At 72.4% G+C, this 19,678-nt stretch carries 16 protein-coding genes; 6 read left to right on the top strand and 10 right to left on the bottom strand.

Going from position 1 to position 19,678, the window contains the following annotated elements:
• Nucleotides 1–166: 166 nt before the first annotated feature.
• The 4 genes from ABZ719_RS04730 (at nucleotide 167) to ABZ719_RS04715 (ending at nucleotide 4,608) form a co-directional block, all read left to right on the top strand.
• On the top strand, nucleotides 167–928 hold the full coding sequence (locus tag ABZ719_RS04730; protein WP_366723779.1) for a DeoR/GlpR family DNA-binding transcription regulator: 762 nt from the start codon (nucleotides 167–169) through the stop codon (nucleotides 926–928).
• Nucleotides 925–1,872, top strand: a complete 948-nt coding sequence (gene pfkB / locus ABZ719_RS04725; protein ID WP_366723778.1) for a 1-phosphofructokinase — start codon at nucleotides 925–927, stop codon at nucleotides 1,870–1,872. The genes ABZ719_RS04730 and pfkB overlap by 4 nt, the downstream gene beginning before the upstream one ends.
• Nucleotides 1,873–2,053: 181 nt before the next feature.
• Nucleotides 2,054–4,243 (top strand): fructose-specific PTS transporter subunit EIIC, encoded by a 2,190-nt coding sequence (locus ABZ719_RS04720; protein WP_366723777.1) that lies wholly within the window; start codon nucleotides 2,054–2,056, stop codon nucleotides 4,241–4,243.
• Between the two features lie 110 nt (nucleotides 4,244–4,353).
• Nucleotides 4,354–4,608 (top strand): hypothetical protein, encoded by a 255-nt coding sequence (locus ABZ719_RS04715; protein WP_037852679.1) that lies wholly within the window; start codon nucleotides 4,354–4,356, stop codon nucleotides 4,606–4,608.
• 141 nt (nucleotides 4,609–4,749) lie between these two features.
• Here the strand turns inward: ABZ719_RS04715 and ABZ719_RS04710 are convergent, their stop codons facing one another.
• The 4 genes from ABZ719_RS04710 to ABZ719_RS04695 form a co-directional block, all read right to left on the bottom strand.
• Complete coding sequence (locus ABZ719_RS04710; protein ID WP_366723776.1) at nucleotides 4,750–5,496, bottom strand: DUF6227 family protein; 747 nt, start codon at nucleotides 5,494–5,496, stop codon at nucleotides 4,750–4,752.
• A 243-nt stretch (nucleotides 5,497–5,739) separates the two neighbouring features.
• A complete protein-coding gene (locus ABZ719_RS04705; RefSeq protein ID WP_366723775.1) occupies nucleotides 5,740–6,963 on the bottom strand; it encodes an Ig-like domain-containing protein in 1,224 nt (407 codons plus the stop codon).
• A gap of 237 nt (nucleotides 6,964–7,200) precedes the next feature.
• Nucleotides 7,201–8,334, bottom strand: coding sequence for a P1 family peptidase (locus ABZ719_RS04700; protein WP_366723774.1), 1,134 nt, complete (start codon nucleotides 8,332–8,334; stop codon nucleotides 7,201–7,203).
• A gap of 65 nt (nucleotides 8,335–8,399) precedes the next feature.
• On the bottom strand, nucleotides 8,400–9,659 hold the full coding sequence (locus ABZ719_RS04695) for a low temperature requirement protein A (protein WP_366723773.1): 1,260 nt from the start codon (nucleotides 9,657–9,659) through the stop codon (nucleotides 8,400–8,402).
• Between the two features lie 74 nt (nucleotides 9,660–9,733).
• On the opposite strand from ABZ719_RS04695, the gene ABZ719_RS04690 reads away from it, so the two are divergent.
• A complete protein-coding gene (locus ABZ719_RS04690; protein WP_366723772.1) occupies nucleotides 9,734–9,904 on the top strand; it encodes a hypothetical protein in 171 nt (56 codons plus the stop codon).
• Between the two features lie 196 nt (nucleotides 9,905–10,100).
• On the opposite strand, the gene mscL is transcribed toward ABZ719_RS04690, so the two are convergent.
• The 6 genes from mscL to ABZ719_RS04660 all read right to left on the bottom strand — a co-directional run bounded on the left by mscL (nucleotide 10,101) and on the right by ABZ719_RS04660 (nucleotide 16,501).
• Nucleotides 10,101–10,565: a large conductance mechanosensitive channel protein MscL gene (mscL, locus tag ABZ719_RS04685; protein WP_366723771.1), complete on the bottom strand. Its 465-nt coding sequence runs from the start codon at nucleotides 10,563–10,565 to the stop codon at nucleotides 10,101–10,103.
• Between the two features lie 57 nt (nucleotides 10,566–10,622).
• Nucleotides 10,623–11,195, bottom strand: a complete 573-nt coding sequence (locus ABZ719_RS04680) for an RcpC/CpaB family pilus assembly protein (protein ID WP_366723770.1) — start codon at nucleotides 11,193–11,195, stop codon at nucleotides 10,623–10,625.
• 530 nt (nucleotides 11,196–11,725) lie between these two features.
• Complete coding sequence (locus tag ABZ719_RS04675; protein WP_366723769.1) at nucleotides 11,726–12,559, bottom strand: S-methyl-5'-thioadenosine phosphorylase; 834 nt, start codon at nucleotides 12,557–12,559, stop codon at nucleotides 11,726–11,728.
• 304 nt (nucleotides 12,560–12,863) lie between these two features.
• Entirely contained in the window at nucleotides 12,864–13,202 is a 339-nt protein-coding gene (locus ABZ719_RS04670; protein WP_366723768.1) for an FmdB family zinc ribbon protein, read from the bottom strand.
• Nucleotides 13,203–13,269: 67 nt separating this feature from the next.
• Nucleotides 13,270–14,565 carry an MFS transporter gene (locus ABZ719_RS04665; RefSeq protein ID WP_366723767.1) on the bottom strand — a complete coding sequence of 432 codons (1,296 nt, stop codon included), beginning with the start codon at nucleotides 14,563–14,565 and terminating at the stop codon, nucleotides 13,270–13,272.
• A 424-nt stretch (nucleotides 14,566–14,989) separates the two neighbouring features.
• On the bottom strand, nucleotides 14,990–16,501 hold the full coding sequence (locus tag ABZ719_RS04660; RefSeq protein WP_366724013.1) for a potassium/proton antiporter: 1,512 nt from the start codon (nucleotides 16,499–16,501) through the stop codon (nucleotides 14,990–14,992).
• 211 nt (nucleotides 16,502–16,712) lie between these two features.
• Here ABZ719_RS04660 and ABZ719_RS04655 point away from each other — a divergent pair.
• On the top strand, nucleotides 16,713–19,678 hold a 2,966-nt coding region (locus ABZ719_RS04655; RefSeq protein ID WP_366723766.1), incomplete at its 3' end, for a penicillin acylase family protein.

Here is a 19,678-nt window from a genome sequence, read left to right as displayed (position 1 = left end):
GTCCCGAGGGCCGCCGCCGGAGGCCCCATGAGGACCGTCACCCCTTCCCCCCTCCGTGGCCGCCCGAACGTGCCCGGGTGTGCCCGAACCTGTTTACTTCGCGGACGTCCAGGCGTAGCCTCCGAGAGAAGCCACAAGTTCGGGCATCGACCGGAGGCAAACGGACATGTACGCAGCGGAGCGGCAGCAGGAGATCCTCCGGCTCGCCCGTGACGGCGGCCGGGTGGACGTCGTGTCGCTCGCCGAGGAGTTCCAGGTGACCGCGGAGACGATCCGCCGCGACCTGAAGGCCCTCGACCGGGCCGGCCTGCTACGCCGGGTGCACGGCGGAGCCATCCCGGCCGGCCGCCTCGACTTCGAGCCGGACCTCACGGAGCGGGAGTCCACGGCGGCCGACGAGAAGGACCGCATCGCCAAGGCGGCCCTGGCCGAACTCCCCGCCGAGGGCACGCTGATCCTCGACGCCGGTACGACGGTGGCCCGCCTGGCCGCCGCCCTGCCCCTGGAGACCGGCCTCACCGTCGTCACGCACTCCCTGCCCATCGCCGCCCGCCTCGCCGACCACCCCGGCCTCCAGCTCCACCTCGTCGGCGGGCGCGTACGGCACCGTACGCGCGCCGCCGTGGACGCCTGGGCGCTGCGGGCCTACGGCGAGATCCGCGCCGACGTGCTGTTCGTCGCCGCCAACGGCTTCTCCGCCGAACACGGTCTGACCACCCCCGACCTCGCCGAGGCGGCGGTCAAGCGCGCGGCGATCGCCGCGGCCCGCCGCGTGGTGCTGCTCGCCGACTCCACCAAGCACGGCCAGGAGCACTTCGCCCGCTTCGGCGGCCTGAGCGACGTGGACCTGCTGATCACCGACAGCGGGCTGAGCACCGAGGACGCCGCCGCCATCGAGGGCGGCGGCACGGAAGTGGTACGCGCATGATCGTCACCGTCACCCCCAACCCGTCCCTGGACCGCACCTACGAGGTCCCCTCCCTGGACCGCGGCGAGGTCGTCCGGGCCACCGGCGAGCGGGTGGACCCGGGCGGCAAGGGCGTCAACCTCTCGCGCGCCGTCGCCGCCGCCGGACGGCGCACGGTCGCCGTCCTGCCTCTCGGTGGTGCGCCCGGCGCACTCGTCGCCGAACTGCTCGACGCGCAGGGCATCGAGGTCGCGCCGGTCCCCGTCGCCGGGGCGACCCGTTCCAACATCGCCCTCGCGGAGGCGGACGGTGTCCTGACGAAGATCAACGCGCCCGGCCCCGAACTCACCCGCGCCGAGCAGGAGTCGCTGCTGGAGACCGTACGGGGCCGGTCGCGCGGCGCCGACTGGATCGCCTGCTGCGGCAGCCTGCCGCGGGGGCTCGCGCCCTCCTGGTACGCCGACCTGGTCGCGCGGGCGCACGCCGCCGGTGTGCGGATCGCGCTGGACACCTCGGGACCCGCACTCCTGGCGGCGCTGCGCGAGGGACCGGACGTGGTCAAGCCCAACGCCGAGGAACTGGCGCAGGCCGTGGGCCGCCCGCTGGCGACGGTGGGCGACGCGGTCAAGGCGGCCGAGGAACTGCGCGGCCTGGGCGCACGGACCGTACTGGCGAGCCTGGGCGCCGACGGGCAACTGCTCGTCGAGGACGCCGGCGTCTGGTACGGCGGCGCGCGCGTCGGCACCGTCCGCAGCAACGTCGGCGCGGGCGACTCCTCGCTGGCCGGCTTCCTCATCGCCGGCGGCACCGGCCCGCGGGCCCTGGCCTCGGCCGTCGCCCACGGCGCCGCCGCCGTCCGGCTGCCCGGCAGTGTGATGCCCGGCCCCAAGGACCTGGACCCGGCGGCGGTCACGGTCACCGCCGAGGTGCCCGTGGACCGCGCCCTCACGGAGCCCGTGTCATGACCGCCCCCACCGCGGCCTCCGCCGCCGTCCGAACCCCGCTCACCGCTCCCGGCGGCAGCATGCCCGTCCGCCGCGGCCGCACCCCCGCCCCCGCGGCGGCACCCTCGCCCCCGCCCCCCGTCCCCACCCCCGTCCGCGCCCATCCCGCCGCCCGGGCGATACGCGCGCTAAGGAGCCCGCGATGAGTGACATGATCACCGCGGACCTGGTCGACCTCGACCTGTCCGCCGACACCAAGGAGGCGGCGGCGCGCGCCCTCGCCGAACGCATGGTGGCCCAGGGCCGGGTGACCGACCTGGACGGCTTCCTCGCGGACGTCGCCGCCCGCGAGGCGCAGATGCCGACCGGCCTCGACGGCGGCATCGGCATCCCGCACTGCCGCAGCGCGCACGTCACCGAGCCGACGCTCGCCTTCGGACGCAGCGCCGCCGGGATCGACTTCGGGGCACCGGACGGCCCCGCCGACCTGATCTTCCTGATCGCCGCTCCCGCGGGCGCCGACGACGCCCATCTCACCATCCTGTCCTCACTGGCCCGGCAGCTGATGAACACAGGGTTCACCGACGCGCTGCGGTCGGCGGGTGACGCGGCGACGGCGGCGGCGCTGATCCGCGGCGACGAGAGCCCGGCGGCCGACGCCGGGACGGACGCGAGCGCACGGAATCGTACGGCTGCCGAGAGCCGCACCACCGACTCCGGGACCTCCGAGACCCCCGGGACCCCCGGGACCCCCGGGACCTCGGGGGGCACTGGAGACTCCGTCGCGGCGCCGGCGGCGGCCTCCGCCGGCGCCGCGACGGGCACCTCCGCCACCCCGTCCGCCCCCGGGACGGAACCCGCGCCCCCGCCCGCGCCTCCGTTCCGGATCGTCGCCGTCACCTCCTGCCCCACCGGTATCGCACACACCTACATGGCGGCCGAGTCGCTGGAGAACGCGGGCCGCGAGGCAGGCGTCGAACTGGTCGTCGAGACACAGGGCTCGGCCGGGTTCACCCGGCTCGACCCGGCCGTGATCGCGGCGGCCGACGGCGTGATCTTCGCCCACGACGTCCCCGTACGGGACAAGGACCGCTTCGCCGGGAAGCCGACCGTCGACGTCGGCGTCAAGGCGGGCATCAACCGGCCCGGCGAGCTGATCGGAGAGGTGCGCCGCAAGGCCGCGCGGGGCGAGGTGAGCGCGGCGGCGGCACCCGGCGGCACACCGGTCGAGCGGGCCGGTGAGGCCGGCGAGGGCTACGGCACCAAGCTGCGCAAGTGGCTGATGTCCGGCGTCAGTTACATGGTCCCCTTCGTCGCGGCGGGCGGCCTGCTGATCGCTCTCGGCTTCGCGATCGGCGGGTACAGGATCAACAAGGCGCCTTCGGTCATGGACCACTTCGTCTGGACCCAGTCCGACAGCTGGGCGGCCCTGCTGTTCCAGATCGGAGGTGTGGCCTTCGCCTTCCTCGTCCCGGTGCTGGCCGGCTACATCGCCTACGGCATGGCCGACCGGCCCGGCCTGGTCCCGGGCTTCGTCGGCGGCTCGATCGCCCTCACGATCAACGCGGGTTTCCTGGGCGGCCTGGCGGCCGGTCTGATCTCGGGCGGCGTGGTGATGGCCATCCAGAAGGTCCGCATCCCGGCGGCGCTGCGCGGCATCATGCCGGTGGTGGTGATCCCGCTGATCTCCTCGGCGGTCGTCGGGTTCCTGATGTTCGTGGTCATCGGCAAGCCCATCGCCACCGCGCAGAAGGGCATGACCGACTGGCTGAACGGCCTCACCGGCAGCAACGCCGTCCTGCTCGGCGCGCTGCTCGGCCTGATGATGTGCTTCGACCTCGGCGGTCCGGTCAACAAGGTCGCCTACACCTTCGCCACCGCCGGGATCGCGGTCTCGGACCCGAGCGACTCCGCGATGAAGATCATGGCCGCGGTGATGGCGGCGGGCATGGTGCCGCCGCTGGCGATGGCCCTCGCCACGACCGTGCGCGGCCGGCTCTTCACGCACACCGAACGCGAGAACGGCAAGGCCGCCTGGGTGCTGGGCGCCTCCTTCATCTCCGAGGGCGCCATCCCGTTCGCGGCGGCCGACCCGCTGCGCGTGATCCCCGCCTCGATGGTCGGCGGCGCGCTCACCGGCGCCCTGTCGATGACCTTCGGCGCCACGCTGCGCGCCCCGCACGGCGGCATCTTCGTCGTCCCGCTGATCGGCAACCCGTTCTTCTACCTGATCGCCGTCGCGGCCGGTGTCTGCGCCACCACCGCGCTGGTGGTGGCCCTGAAGACGCTGCGGGCGTCCCGGCAGGGCGGTGCGGACGCGGGCGCGGCGGACGGCGACGACGAGGGCGGGCGGGCCGCGGCGGCACACGGCAAGCAGCCCGTGGCGGCCTGACCGCGCCGACCGCATCCTGCCCATTTGAGGCGCTGTGAGTAGTTCACGTCACCTGCGAGATACGTCACGGTCCGGGGCCGACGTCCCGGACCGTGGTGTTCACTTGAGACATGCCTGAGCACGTCCCGTTCCTGGTCTGGTTCGGTGTGGTCCTGCCCGCCGTGCTGATCCTCCTGTGCGCCGTCGGCCTCGCCGGTTACCGCTTCGGTCTCCGGTTCGAGATCCGCCGCAGACCGCACCCGGCCGCTCTGCGCGCCCTGCCCGCCCAGCGCGCCTCCGGCCCCCACCGGGAGTACGTCGAACTGACCCCGGCGGAGCGGGACGCCTTCGCCGGTCTGGTACGCCGGCTCAGCGACGGCCGCTGACGCCGGCTCGCCGGCCGGGGCGCGGCGCCCACCGGCCGAGGGCGTGGCGCCCAGGGCGACCGCACCGCCCGCCGTCGTCCGCGCCGCCCGCCGTCGCCCGGGCCACACCGCCCGCCACCGTCGGCCGGGGCGCCCGACCGCTCAGGAGACCTGGGCCGCGCGCCGCTCCATCGCGTCCCGCGCCGCTTTCTGCGTGGTGTACACCTCGCACATGTGGCGGCCGTCGGGCGTCGCCGTGTGCTCCACCTCCCACAGCGAGACCTCCACGCCGTCACGCAGCAGGAAGGCGTGCTCGTACAGCGAGTAGCCGAGGCCGGTACGCCCCGCGCGGCAGGGGCGGCCAAAGGCCTGCGTGATCCGGTGTCCGCACGCCGTCTCCAGCAGTGCGGCGGTCTCGTCGCCGGGCCGGTCCGCGTTCTCCGCGCGCCGCAGGAGCCGCCGGGCGTGGTCGGCCGCGTCGCCGGGGGCGTACGCGTGCCGGGCCTCGGGCAGGGCCGAGAGCTGCACCAGCACCGGCTGCTCGAACTGCGGGGCGTCCGGCGGCAGCGGCAGCCGTCCGGTGGCCGTGCCCAGCTCCTCCTCGTCGAGGTACACCTCGTGCTGCGGCTCGCCGCCGGGGGCGGTGTTGTGCACCAGCTCCCAGAGGGTGAGCGCCGATCCGTCGGCGAGCAGCCAGGTGTGCCGGTACGTCTCGCGGTGCAGGCCCGCGCTGTGGTGCGCGGAGTGCAGCGAGCCGTCGTACGCCAGCGCGCAGTCCAGGGCGCGGATCGTCTCGTCGGGCAGCTCGAAGGAGTTCAGCGCGCGACCGAGGAGCCGCGCGAGCTGCTCCTCCGGAGACTCGGGCGACCGGTGTGGTTCGTACGCGGTCGTCTCGTACGGAACGCTCAAGGTTTCTCCCGGCGTTGCTGCATGTCACCTTGTGGGTGCATACCGTAGCCCCTCGGCAGGACATCATGTCCGGGAACCGAGAAAACGTACGGCGGAAAAACGGCCGGGCCGCACGAGAAGTTCCCGTGCGGCCCGGCGTTTCGTCAAAATCCGCTGCTCAGCGGCCCGTTGGTGCACTCGGCGGCGCCTTGCCGGACCAGTGTCCGGTGGGCCCTCCGGGACCCGTCACGGGCTCGGGAGCGGTCAGGCGGCGCTTCCGGCGGTCCACTCGCTCCACGACATGTTCCAGCCGTTGAGGCCGTTGTCCGGGGCGACCGTCTTGTCGGGGGAGTGCTTCACGATCACGACGTCGCCGATGAGCGAGCTGTCGTAGAACCACTTGGCGGGGGTGTCGCCCTGCGCGCCTCGCGCGTCCCGCAGACCGACGCAGCCGTGGCTGGTGCCGGAGTTGCCGAAGGGCGGGTTGCCCGGGTTGTACCAGTAGTTGCCGTGGATGAAGGTGCCGGACGTCGTCAGACGCATCGCGTGCGGCACGTCCGGGATGTCGTACTCGCCGCCCAGGCCGACCGTCTGGCTGTTCATACGGGTCTGGATGAACTTCTCCGAGATCACCATCTGCCCGTTGTACGTGGTGTGCTCGGGGCTGCCCGTGGAGACCGGGATCGACTTGACGGTCTGTCCGTCGCGGACGACCGTCATGGTCTGCGTGTTGACGTCGACCGTGGAGACCTGCGAGCGGCCGATCGTGAAGCTCACGGTCTTCTTCTGCACGCCGTAGACGCCGTTCGCGCCCTGCACGCCGTCCAGGTCGATCTTCATCGTGACCTTGGAGCCGGCCTTCCAGTAGTCCTGGGGGCGGAAGTCGAGCCGCTGGGCGCCGAACCAGTGGCCGACCACCTGCTGACCGCTGCTGGAGGTCACCGTGATGTGCGACTGCACGGCCTTCTTGTCGGTGATCACCTTGTCGAAGTTGAACGACACCGGCATGCCGACGCCCACCGTCGTGCCGTTGTCCGGCGTGTACGTGCCGATGAAGCTGTTCTTCGTGGTGACCGTCGTGAAGATGGAGTTCGCGGCGGCGACGCGGCCGCCGTCGTCCTTCGCCGTCGCCGAGATCCGGTACTTCGTCCCGCGGTCCAACTGCTCCTTCGGCTTCCAGGTGGAACCGTCGGACGAGATCGACCCCGGCACGTCCTTGCCCGAGCCGGCGACGGTCATCTTCACCTCGGTCAGCTTCCCGTCGCTGACCTTCACGCCGGTCGCGTTGATCGACGCTCCGGTCGAACCGTCCTTGGCCGAGATGTCGATCTTGGCCGTGGACGTCTTGACGGTGTCCTTGCCGCCGCCGCCCTTGCCGTCGTCGTCGGCCTTGGCGTCGCCGCCGCATCCGGTGAGGGTGAGGGTGCCGACCACCAGGGCGGCACAGGCCCCCAGTATGCGCCGCGCTGCTATGTCCGGCGTTGTCACGGGCTGCTCCAGGTCGTGTGAAGTGAGTGGGTGGCTGCAGTGCGTGGATAGAGAGGCGGCCGACCCCTCGCGGGGTTCCCGCGGGCTCGGCCGAAAGACCGTCACGTGACAGAACCGGGACAATCGACGCCGCCATGAGACCTCCGGACGGCCCGACGGCCCGCCCGGCAGGCGTGGTTGCCCTGTATGTCCTGCACTGTCCCCCCCTGTCGCCGGGCCCGTCTCACCGCGCCCGGATCACTGCCTCCCGTACAACTCCTGGTAGGCCGGCCATGTTCCGCCGGGTCCGTCCACCGACTCGGCGGCGCACACCGCGCGTACGATCGCGCGGGTCACGACGTCCGCTCCCGCGGCGAGCACGTCGTTCAGGGCGAGGGGCCCTTCGCGGACGAGCGAGCCGGAGGAACCGGGTGCGGGCGGGGCGATGCCGGGCGAGGCGGGTCCGGGTGACCCGGTGCCGGCTGAGTCGCTTTCGGGTGAGCCGGGGTCGGGAACGAGCGGGCGCGCCCCGGTGGCCAGCGCGAACACCGTGTCCCCGTCGTTGAGCAGGTGCACCGGCCGGACGGCGCGTGCGATGCCGTCGTGCGCGGTACCGGCGAGTTTCTGAGCCTGGGCCTTCGTCAGGTCGGCGTCGGTCGCGACCACCGCGAGCGTCGTGTTCAGCGGGGGCGGAGCACTGCGGGCGGCGGCTTCGGCGAGCCGCCGACGTGCCGCCTCGTGCACCCGCGCCTCGGGGTACTCCACCCGCCCCTGGAACAACTCGCCGTACAACACCCCGGTTTCGGGGTCCACGGCCGATCCCGCCGCGTTGGCCACGACGAGCGCCGCCACCGTGACACCCGAGGCGAGCACCGTGCTCGCGCTGCCCACCCCGCCCTTGACCGGCCCCACGGCCGCTCCCGTCCCCGCACCGACGCACCCCTGGGCCACCGGGGCGCCCGGCGCGCTCGCGGCGGCGGCCTCGACCGCGGCACGTCCGGTGGCCGCGTCCGGCCGGGCCCGGAAGTCACCTCCCCGGCCCAGGTCGAACACACAGGCCGCGGGCACCACAGGCACCACGTGGGAGGGGTCGGGCCCCACCCGGACCCCGCGCCCGCGCTCCTCCAGCCAGGCCATCACCCCCGAGGCGGCATCCAGCCCGTACGCGCTGCCGCCGGTCAGGACGACCGCCTCCACCGTCCGCACCAGATTGCGGGGGTCCAGGGCGTCGGTCTCCTTGGTACCGGGCCCTCCGCCGCGCACGTCCACGGCGGCGACGGCACCGCCCTCCGGGGCCAGCACGACCGTCGTCCCGGTGAGCCACCCGCCGCCCGTGCGGGTCGCATGGCCCACCCGCATCCCGGCCACATCCGTCAAAGCGTCCACTGTCATGCGCGTCAGTCTCCCCGCCGGCCGGCCCGATCGCGGGCGCGGAGCCCCGGGGACCGCCGAGGACGTCAAGCCGCCTGGTGCGCCGTCCGGTCCCCGCCCGGCCCGGCCCCGCCCGCCCCGGCGGTCATCCGCGCGCTCAGGACCACACCGGTCGTCACGGCGAGGGCGGAGACGAGCCCTGCCGCGAGCACCGCCCACCGGCCGAGGAAGGTGCAGCAGATCACCAGCAGGGCGGTGGTCGGCAGGACGAGCTGCTGGGCGATGCCCACCTTGAAGTGACGGGCGTGCAGCGCCCAGACGGTGATCAGGTACAGCGCGGTCGGCAGGGTCACGGCGGCGGACGCCTCCAGAGCCGACAGGTGGCTCTTGCCGGCGGCCTGCTCCACCGCCACCTCCAGTCCCGCGCCGATCGCCGCCGCCGAGGCGAAGATCAGGTAGTGGCCGTATCCCCACAGGAACGACTCGTGGTTGGAGCGCAGATGGCCGTGGATCGGCACCACGAAGTAGATCCACCAGGCGGAGAAGACGATCAGCAGGCCGCCCGCCGCGATCGGCAGCAGCTCGCCCAGCGCGAAGTGCTCGTCCGCGGCCGACTTCACCGCGACCGTGGCCGCCGAGACCGTCTCGCCCAGCACGATGATCGTGAACAGTCCGTACCGTTCGGCGATGTGGTGGGGGTGCCAGGAGGTGGCATGCGCCCTCTCCGCGTACACCGGCACCGACAGCTCCGCGAACACCATCACCAGGAACACCCACGGCCTGCCCGGTTCCGGCAGGAGCACCAGACCCGCCCAGCCGATCTGGCACAGCAGCACGCCGGTCGCGTACCGGACCGCCATGCGGCGCTCCGCGCCCTCGGCGCACCGGGCCGCGCGCAGCCACTGGAAGGCCATCGCCACCCGCATGATCACGTAGCCGAGCCACATCAGGAAGAAGTCGTGCTGGGCGAAGGCGCGGGAGATACCCGCCGCCAGCACCAGCACACCCGCGATCTGCACCAGGGTGACGACCCGGTAGAGCACGTCGTCGTTGTCGTACGCCGAGGCGAACCACGTGAAGTTCATCCAGGCCCACCAGATGGCGAAGAACGCCATCGCGTAGTTCAGGATGCCCTGCCCGGCATGGCCCTCCGCCACGGCGTGGACCAGTTCGACGCCCGCCTGCGCGATCGCCACGACGAAGCACAGGTCGAAGAGGAGCTCCAGCGGTGAGGAGACCCGGTGGGACTCGTGTCGCCCGCGTGCGGTCAGCGGGCGCAGCGGCCGGGGGATGCGGGCGGGCTCCGGGGAGCCGGATCCCCGGGCGGAAGCGGAACTGGACGTCATGGCACACAGCACACCAGACGACCGCCGGAAAATCCCGCGCGGGGCGCGTTCGCCGGGGACCGTACCCTGGAGGCATGAGCACTGCCCCCGAGCCGCGTGACCCGAAGAGCGCGCTGGTCTTCGACGATCCGCTGAACCAGCAGTCCACCGACGACACCGACCGGGGCTGGGGCGAGCGTCCGGACGGCGACGCCGCCGCCGACCTCAAGCGCTTCCTCGACGAGAAGCCGCCGCACCACCTGTGACGCTGCGGCCCGCCGCACCGCCTGCGCCCACGAGGGCCGCCGAACCACCCGATACCAAGACCCCACCGGCCCGGTCGGCCCGAGGAGCCCGGTCGGCCCCGCGTGCCCGGTCCGCTCCGCCGGCACAGGACAACCCACCGGCCCGGTCCGCTCCGCCGCTGCGGTCCATCCGACCGGTCCGGTCCGCCCGTGACCGTTACACCCGCTCGTGCTCGCCGCCGCGCTGCGCGACCAGTTCGTCGCGGATCTCCTTGAGGACCTGCAGTTCGGTCACCTCGATGGCCGGCGTCTCCTGCGCGCTGTCCTTGGCCTTCTTCCGGGCCTCCTGGCGGGCCAGGAACTTGGCCATGGGCAGGACCATCAGGAAGTAGACCACCGCCGCGGTGATCACGAACTGCAGGGTGGCGCCGAGGACCGAGCCCCACATGATCTGGATGCCCTGGTCGCCCTTGCAGCTGGAACTCAGGCACGAGCTGTAGTGGTCGAGGTTCTTGGTGCCGATCGCCCCGACGACCGGGTTGATCACGCCCTTCACCACGGAATTGACGATGTTGCTGAAGGCGGCGCCGACGACCACCGCGACGGCCAGATCGACGACGTTCCCGCGCATCAGGAAGGCCTTGAAGCCCTGCCAGACGCTCGGGTCCTTCTTGGTACTCACGTCGGGACTCTCCTCGGGCATGCAGGTTGTACAACAAACAGCTCAGCAACCTATGGCTCACCGGAGGGCCACCGCCAATCGGGCCGTCGCGCCCGCCCCGGCCAGCCGCGCCGCCGTGGAACGCGGCACAGCCAGCGTGACCAGGGCATCGTCCGTGCCGCTTCCGCCGGCGGGCCCCTCGCCGGTACCCGTGGCCGAATCCATGTGCCCGGCCGCGCCGGGGCCGCCGAGGGGCTCCGGGGCCCTCCTCACCCGTGCTCCGGAGGCCACCACCCGGGCCCGGCCGCCCGTGGCCGGGTCGGGGACGGCGATCACGTCCACCCGGTCGCCGGGGCGCAGCAGCCGGACCGTCGCCGCGTCGGCGACGCGCACGGGCACGGTCATCGTCCGGTCCGTGTCCGTGGCGCGGGCGCCGTGGACGGAGGCGGACGGGCCGGCCGACGGCCGTGGGTGCCCGCGGGCGGGGGCGCCGCGAGGGGCGTCCGCGTCCGGTGTCAGCCGTGGACCCGCGGCCACCAGCGCGGCGGCCGTGACCGCCAGACCGGCCGCCACGGCCCGTCCGCGCTGCCGCAGCAGCCGGCGCAGCCGGTACCGGCCGCCCCGCACACGTACGGGGGCGAAATGCGGCACCTCGCACGGCTCCGGGGCCTCCGTGCCGGGCGGGCAGGAGGACAGCGGGCCGGGAGGCAAGCGGCCGGCGGTCGCCAACGGGTCACCGGCTGCGAAGTGGTCATCGGTCGCCAACCGGTCACCGGTCGCCGGTAGGGCGGCGGGGGACGCGGGGGGGCCGGCTGTGCGCCAGGGGGCCGCTGTCGCAGCGCGGTCCGTAGCCGGCGTGCTGTCCGCGGCCACCGAAAGGGACGACGGGCGGGGCGACGAGAGAGACACGGACGAGGATGAGAGAGGCGCGGACGAAGACGAGAGGAACGCGGACGAGAGGTGAGTGGACGAGAGGGACATGGGAGTCACCACCTGTGCTCGGGGCACCGGCGTGGAACCGGCCTGCGATGCCACGATGAGGCCTCACGCCGAACGCCGCCGGAGCCCGTGCGTTACCCGCTGGTTGTGGACAACTCCCTCACCCGAAGGAGAGGTTCCGCCTGCCTCGGACGAAAGACGGCCGTCCGGGCAGGCGCGGTGCCGTGCGGTGCACGCCTTCGCTACGGCAGCGCGAAGCCCGGGTCCATCCCGCCCAGGGCCGTCGCGCACAGGCAGTCGCGCTCCGCGGTGGGCGGCAGCGCGGCGACCGTGTCGAACAGTACCCCGCGCAGCCGCTCCACATTGGCGGCGAACACGCGCAGCACCTCCTCGTGGGAGACGCCCTCACCGCTCGCCGCGCCCGCGTCGAGGTCCGTGACCAGGGTCAGAGAGGTGTAGCAGAGCTCCAGCTCCCGGGCGAGTGCGGCCTCGGGGTGACCGGTCATGCCCACCACCGACCAGCCCTGCGCCTGGTGCCACAGCGAGTCGGCGCGGGTCGAGAAGCGCGGGCCCTCCACGACGACGAGGGTGCCGCCGTCGACGGCCTCCCAGTTCCGGCCGTGCGCCGCCTTCAGCGCGGCGGCCCGGCCCGCGGGGCAGTAGGGGTCGGCGAGCGAGACGTGCACCACGTTGGGGAGGGTGCCGTCGGGCAGCGGCAGTCCGTCGAAGTAGGTCTGCTCCCGGGACTTCGTGCGGTCGGCGAACTGGTCCGGCACGAGGAGCGTGCCCGGACCGTACTCCGGGCGCAGACCGCCCACCGCGCACGGGCCGAGCACCTGGCGCACGCCGACGGAGCGCAGCGCCCACAGGTTGGCCCGGTAGTTGATGCGGTGCGGGGGGAGATGGTGGCTGCGGCCGTGGCGGGGCAGGAAAGCGACCCGCCGGCCGGCGACCTCGCCGAGGAAGAGGGAGTCGCTGGGCGCCCCGTACGGCGTGTCGACGCGGACCTCGGTCACCTCGTCCAGGAACGAGTAGAAGCCGGAACCGCCGATGACACCGATCTCTGCGTTCACCATGCACCGCACACTAGCCGCCCGCCCGGCACACCGGCCGCCCGCCCGGAACCTCAGCCGTCGGGCCGCGACCTCAGCCGCCGCCCGCGACCTCAGCCGGCCTCCCGGCACACCGGCCTCCCGGCCTCCTGGCACACCGGCCTCCCGGCTCACCGCCCGCGACCTCAGCCGGCCTCCCGGCACACCGGCCTCCCGGCTCACCGGGCGCCCGGGCGAAGACGACGGGAGTCGGCTGCGGCAGTGGGGCGGCGGAGGGGACGCCGAAGACCCCGCCGTCCGGTGACGGCAGGGTCCTGGAAGCGGTGCGTCAGGCGGCGGAGCTGCCCGCGGAACTCGTGGACGACGAGGACGCCGACGAACCGGAGCCGGACGACGAACCCGACGAGGACGAGGACGACGAGTCGGAGGACCCCGAGGACGACGTGGCCGACGACTTCGACGACGACGCGGGGCTGCTGCTCGACGAGGAGCCGCGGCTGTCGTTGCGGTAGAAGCCGGACCCCTTGAAGACAATGCCGACCGCGGAGAACACCTTCTTCAGGCGGCCACCGCAGTTGGGGCACTCGGTGAGCGCGTCGTCGGTGAACTTCTGCACCGCCTCGAGGCCCTGGCCGCACTCGGTGCACTGGTACTGATAGGTGGGCACTGTCTTCCTCCTGGCACTCTCACTCGATGAGTGCTAACGACGATCCATAGTGACGTATTCCTCGGCGTCAGTCCACTGCGACGGGGTCGCGGTGACCGACGCCACGTGCCACCAGGCGGCTGTCGGCCCGCGCGGTGAGCCGCGACCGCAGGGTGACCAGGGTCAGCAGCGCGAGCACCGTACCGGCCATCGGGACCAGGAATCCGGCGCCGCCCCACAGGCGGTCCTCCAGCTGCCCGGCCACGGTGACCGCGGCGGCCTGGCCGAGCGCGACCGCGCCCGTGAGCCAGGTGAACGCCTCGGTCCTGGCGCCCGCCGGGACCAGGCTCTCGACCAGCGTGTAGCCGGTGATCAGCGCGGGCGCGATGCACATGCCGACCAGCAGGCCGAGCGCGGCGAGCAGCAGCACCGAGTGCGCGGTCCACAGCGCGGACGCGGCCAGCGCCAGGGCGGTGTAGCCGACGAGCAGACGGCGCTGCGGGGCCACCTTCCAGGCGATGGCGCCGCAGACGATGCCGGAGAGCATGTTGCCGGCGGCGAAGGTCCCGTACAGGACGCCGTTGAGGCCGGGCTCGCCGATCGACTCGGTGAAGGCGGCCAGCGAGACCTGCATGCCGCCGAAGACGGAGCCGATGCCCAGGAAGGTCACGACCAGCACCCGCACACCGGGGACGCTGAGGGCCGGGGCGTGCCGCACGCGCGCGTGCCCGCCGCCGGAGACGGGCGGCTGGGTGCGCTTCTGCGCGGCGAACAGCAGACCGCCGACCAGGGTCAGCGCGGACTCCGTGAACAGGCCGGCCGCCGGGGCGACGGCCGTGCACAGGGCGGTGGCAAGCAGTGGGCCGAAGACGAAGGTCAGTTCGTCGGTGACCGACTCGAAGGCCGCCGCGGTGGTCATCAGCGGTGAGTCCTTGAGCGTCACGCCCCAGCGGGCGCGCACCATGGGCCCGACCTGCGGCACCGAGGCACCGGTCGGCACGGCTGCCACGAACAGCGCCCACAGGGGGGCGTGCGCCAGCGCGAGCGCGGTCAGCGTCAGGCCCGCCACGGCGTGGACCAGGACACCGGGCAGCAGGACGGCGCGCTGGCCGTGACGGTCGGCGAGCCGTCCGCTGTAGGGCGCGAACAGCGCCATGGAGACGCCGGTGACGGCGGCGGTGGCGCCCGCAGCGCCGTAGGAGCCGGTGGTGTGCTGCACGAGCAGCACGATGGAGATGGTGAGCATCGCGAACGGCTGGCGCGCGGCGAAACCGGGGAGCAGGAACGTCCAGGCACCGCGGGTGCGCAGCAGTTGCCCGTATCCGGGTCGGGAGGAAGCCGTCGAGGTCTTCGCGGGGTCGGTGGTGGTGACCGCGGATCCCACGGCCCGTGCCTTTCTGCCGCCTGGTAGCGCGGGCCCTTGGGTGCGGGCGCGCCGAGAGCTGTCCTCTTGCGCGGACTGCGGTAGATGCCGGCGCCCCCTCGGGAGCGTCCCGACCGCCATACGGTCGCGCCAGCTCTGCGTCAGGCAGAGTTGGTTCGATCAGGGTGCGCCTTCATCCTACAGGGACGGAAGGCTTGTGCCCCTGTGAAAGCGAGCACCACTGGCGGCCTGCCCTGCGTTCGGCACAGGGGGGAGGCGCCGGGGTGAGGGATCCTCACGGACCCGGTCCCACGGCCGCGGCGGCCCCAGCAGGCCAGAGCCCCCTCATCAGGAACTCCAGGGCCCTCGCGAACCCGAGAGCCCTCCCGAACCCCAGAGCCCTCCCGAACCCTGCGGCCCACGCACCCCACGCACCCCCACGCCCTCACGGCCCCCCACTCGCCGTGGCGCCGTTCGGGCCCAGCCAGCTCGCCAGCTTGCCGCCCCGGCCGACCGCGCGCAGCCGCCGTTCCGCAGCCTCGCGGACCGGGTCGGTGGCGACCACGAGGAGTTCGTCGCCGCGCCGCAGGACGGTCGTCGGCAGCGGGACAAACGATTTTCCCTCGCGGACGACCAGGGTGACCGCGGATCCGGCGGGCAGCCGCAGCTCGGCCACCTCCACGCCGTGCATCCGCGAGCCCTCCGGGATGGCGACGGACAGCAGGTGGCCGCGCAGCCGCTCCAGGGGTGCCGACTCGATGCCGAGGTCGGCGGCCTCCTGGCCTTGGCCGAGCCGGAGCTTGCGGGCCAGCCAGGGCAGCGTCGGGCCCTGCACCAGGGTGTAGACCACGACGAGCACGAAGACGATGTTGAAGATGCGGCCACTGGCGTCGACGCCGTTCACCATGGGGATGGTGGCCAGGATGATGGGGACGGCGCCGCGCAGTCCGGCCCAGGACATCAGGGCCTGCTCCGGCCAGGGCACCCGGAACGGCAGCAGGCTCAGCAGGACGCTCAGCGGCCGCGCGACCATGGTCAGGATCAGACCGATGAGCAGGGCGGGCACGAAGTCGTCGAGGAGTTCGTGCGGCGTGACCAGTAGACCGAGCAGGACGAACATGCCGATCTGGGCGATCCAGCCGAGTCCCTCGGCGAAGCCGCGGGTGGCGGGCCAGTGCGGCAGTTTGGCGTTGCCGAGGACCATGGACGCCAGGTAGACGGCGAGGAAGCCGCTGCCGTGGGTCAGCGCTCCGACGGCGTAGGCGGTGACCGCGATCGCCATCACGGCGATCGGGTAGAGGCCGGAGGCGGGCAGGGCGACGTGCTTGAGCCCCCAGGAGCCGAGCCAGCCCACCGCGAGACCGATCGCGGCGCCGATGGCCAGCTCCAGAGCTATCTCGCCCACCAGGACGTACCAGTGCTCGACGGGTCCTGCCGTGGAGAAGGCGACGACCAGGATGACGACCGGGGCGTCGTTGAAGCCGGACTCGGCCTCCAGCGTGCCCGTCACGCGCGCGGGCAGGGGAACGCGCCGCAGGACGGAGAAGACGGCCGCCGCGTCCGTCGAGGAGACGACCGCACCGATGATGAGGGCCTGACGCCACTCCAGCCCCGTCAGGTAGTGGGCGCCGACGGCCGTGACGCCGACGCTGACCGCGACCCCGACCAGCGCCAGCACGGAGGCGGAGGGGAGAACCGGCCGGATCTCCTTCCACTTCGTGCCGAGACCGCCCTCGGCGAGGATCACGACGAGAGCCGCGTATCCGATGACCTGGGTCATCTCGGCGTTGCTGAAGTGGACGTGACCGAGGCCGTCCTGCCCCATGAGGATGCCGATCCCCAGGTAGACGAGCAGGCTGGGGAGCCCGCTGCGCGAGGAGATCCGCACCGCCGCGACCGCGACGAGCAGGACGAGGGAGCAGGCGAGCAGGAGCTGGTTGAGGTGCTGGACAGTCAGTGGCGGTTCCTTCCGCGAGTTCTCCGCGTTCTCCGGTTACTTCGTTACCTTACCTAACTCTTGACGCTTTCTTGACGCTTCCGGCGGCCTGATCGAACGCCCGTGCCTGCCTGGACCCGACTCCGCGTCAAGGGGCACAGGGTCCTGCGCCTATGGTTGCTCCAGCACTCCAGTACCGCCTGCCGCTCGCGTTAGGACAGCAAGGACAGCGATGCCCCCCAACACCACCGCCACAACGGGTGACAAGCCCGGCAAGTCCGGCAGGAAGAAGGGGCGAAAAGCCCGACTGATCGTGCTTGTCCTGGTGCTGGCCATCATCGGAGGCATCGCCTACGGGGCCTACTGGTCCGTCAGCACCGTCCGCGCCTCCTTCCCGCAGACCAAGGGCTCGGTCACGCTCCAGGGCCTGTCGGGCCCCGTCGACGTGAAGCGGGACGGCTACGGCATCCCGCAGGTCTATGCCTCGTCCCCGCAGGACCTCTTCATGGCGCAGGGCTACGTCCAGGCGCAGGACCGGTTCTACGAGATGGACGTGCGCCGGCACATGACCTCCGGGCGCCTGTCGGAGATGTTCGGCAAGGGGCAGGTCCAGAACGACGAGTTCCTGCGCACCCTGGGCTGGGACCGGGTCGCCGAGCAGGAGTACGACAAGAAGCTGTCGGCCACCACCAAGAAGTACCTCCAGGCCTACGCCCAGGGTGTCAACGCCTACCTCAAGGGCCGCGACGCCAAGGACATCTCCCTGGAGTACGCGGCGCTCGGCTTCACCAACGACTACAAGCCCGCTCCGTGGACCCCCGTCGATTCGGTCTCCTGGCTGAAGGCGATGGCCTGGGACCTGCGCGGCAACATGCAGGACGAGATCGACCGCGCCCTGATGACCAGCCGTCTGGGTCCCAAACAGATCAAGGACCTGTACCCGGACTACCCGTACAGCCGGAACAAGCCGATCGTCACGCAGGGCCAGTACGACGAACTCGCTCAGGCGTTCGAAGGGGGCGCGAGCGGGTCCGCTGGCTCCGGCGCGTCCGGCGGCTCCGGCAGCCCGCTCGGCGGCTCCGGCACCTCGGGTATCAGCGGCAGCGGAACCGGCACAGGAACGGGCACCGGCACAGGGACGGGCACGGGCACCGGCACCGGAACGTCGAGCGGTCTCACCGCCGGCACCACGGCGGGCGGCGGCTCGGACGGCGCCTCCGGCGGGTCGGGCGTGCAGAGCCAGCTCATGGGCCTGCGCGACGTCATGCAGAACCTGCCGACGGCCGTCGGCGTGAACGGCGACGGCATCGGCTCCAACTCCTGGGTCGTGGCCGGGAAGCACACCATCACCGGCAAGCCGCTGCTCGCCAACGACCCGCACCTGGGCGCCTCGCTGCCGTCCGTCTGGTACCAGATGGGCCTGCACTGCCGCGCCGTGTCCGGCAAGTGCCCCTACGACGTCACCGGCTACACCTTCGCGGGCATGCCCGGCGTCGTCATCGGCCACAACCAGGACATCGCCTGGGGCATGACCAACTCCGGCGTCGACGTCACCGACCTCTACCTGGAGAAGCTCAGCGGCGACGGCTACCTGCGCGACGACAAGACGGTGCCGTTCCGGACCCGCCAGGAGACCATCAAGGTCGCCGGGGGCGCCTCCAAGACGATCGTCGTGCGCGAGACCGAGAACGGGCCGCTGCTGTCCGACCGCGACGACGAGCTGGTGCAGGTGGGCAAGAAGGCCCAGGTCACCACCGCCGCACCGGACCGCGGTGACGGGTACGCCATCGCCCTGCGGTGGACCGCGCTGGACGCGGGCACCACCATGGACGCCGTCTTCGCCCTCGACAAGGCCAAGAACTGGAGCGACTTCCGCTCGGCCGCCGCGCTCTTCGACGTGCCCTCGCAGAACCTGGTCTACGCCGACACCGACAACAACATCGGCTACACGCTGCCGGGCCGCATCCCCGAGCGCGCGAAGAACGACGACGGCTCGGTGCCCGCTCCCGGCTGGGACTCGAAGTACGACTGGAAGGGCTACCTCAAGCAGGCCGAGCTGCCCTACGAGTACAACCCGAAGCGGGGCTACATCGTCACCGCCAACCAGGCCGTGGTCTCCCCGGACAAGTACCCGTACACGCTCACCACGGACTGGGGCTACGGCACGCGCAGCCAGCGCATCGCCGACCTGATCCAGTCGAAGATCGACGGCGGCGGCAAGATCTCCACCGACGACATGCGCCAGATGCAGATGGACAACAGCAGCGAGATCGCCAAGCTGCTCGTGCCCATGCTGCTGAAGGTCGACATCCGCGACAAGGACGTCCGGCAGGCACAGAAGCTGCTGGAGGGCTGGGACTACACCCAGGACGCCGACTCGGCGGCGGCCGCGTACTTCAACGCGGTGTGGCGCAACATCCTCAAGCTGGCCTTCGGCAACAAGCTGCCCAAGGAGCTGCGGGTCAAGGGCCAGTGCCTGTGGGTGGAGCCGACCGGCAACACCGGGCCGGTGGACGAGACCACCAAGGTCCGCGAGTGCGGCGAGCGGTCGGCCGACCAGGCCCAGCCGGACGGCGGCGACCGCTGGTTCGAGGTGGTCCGCACCCTCGTGAACCAGCCGAACAGCGACTGGTGGAAGACGCCGGCCTCCGGCACCCGCCCCAAGGCCGACAACCGCGACCAGCTCTTCGAGCGGGCCCTGATCGACGCCCGCTGGGAGCTGACCTCGAAGCTCGGCAAGGACATCGACACCTGGAACTGGGGACGGCTGCACCGCCTGTTCCTGAAGAACCAGACCCTGGGCACCGAGGGACCCGGCTTCCTGAAGTACGTCCTCAACCGGGGCCCGTGGAAGCTCAGCGGCGGCGAGGCCGCGGTCAACGCCTCCGGGTGGAACGCCGCCGGCGGCTACGGGGTGGTGTGGGTGCCGTCCATGCGGATGGTGGTCAACCTCGCCGACCTCGACAAGTCGAAGTGGATCAACCTCACCGGCGCCTCCGGGCACGCCTTCAGCGCCCACTACACCGACCAGACGGACAAGTGGGCCAAGGGGGAGCTGCTGCCCTGGTCCTACTCGGCCGGCGCCGTCGGCAAGAGCACGAGCGACACCCCGCCCCCGGGGCCAGTGGAAAGGCCGCCTCCTGGGCCAGTTGAGAGTCCACCTCCCGGTCCGGTGGACAGTCCTCCGCTGGGACCGGT

This window comes from Streptomyces sp. NPDC006743 (assembly GCF_040703815.1).
Lineage (GTDB): Bacteria > Actinomycetota > Actinomycetes > Streptomycetales > Streptomycetaceae > Streptomyces.
The sequence above is the reverse complement of the archived record's forward strand: the minus strand, read 5'-3'. Positions and strand labels throughout refer to the sequence as shown.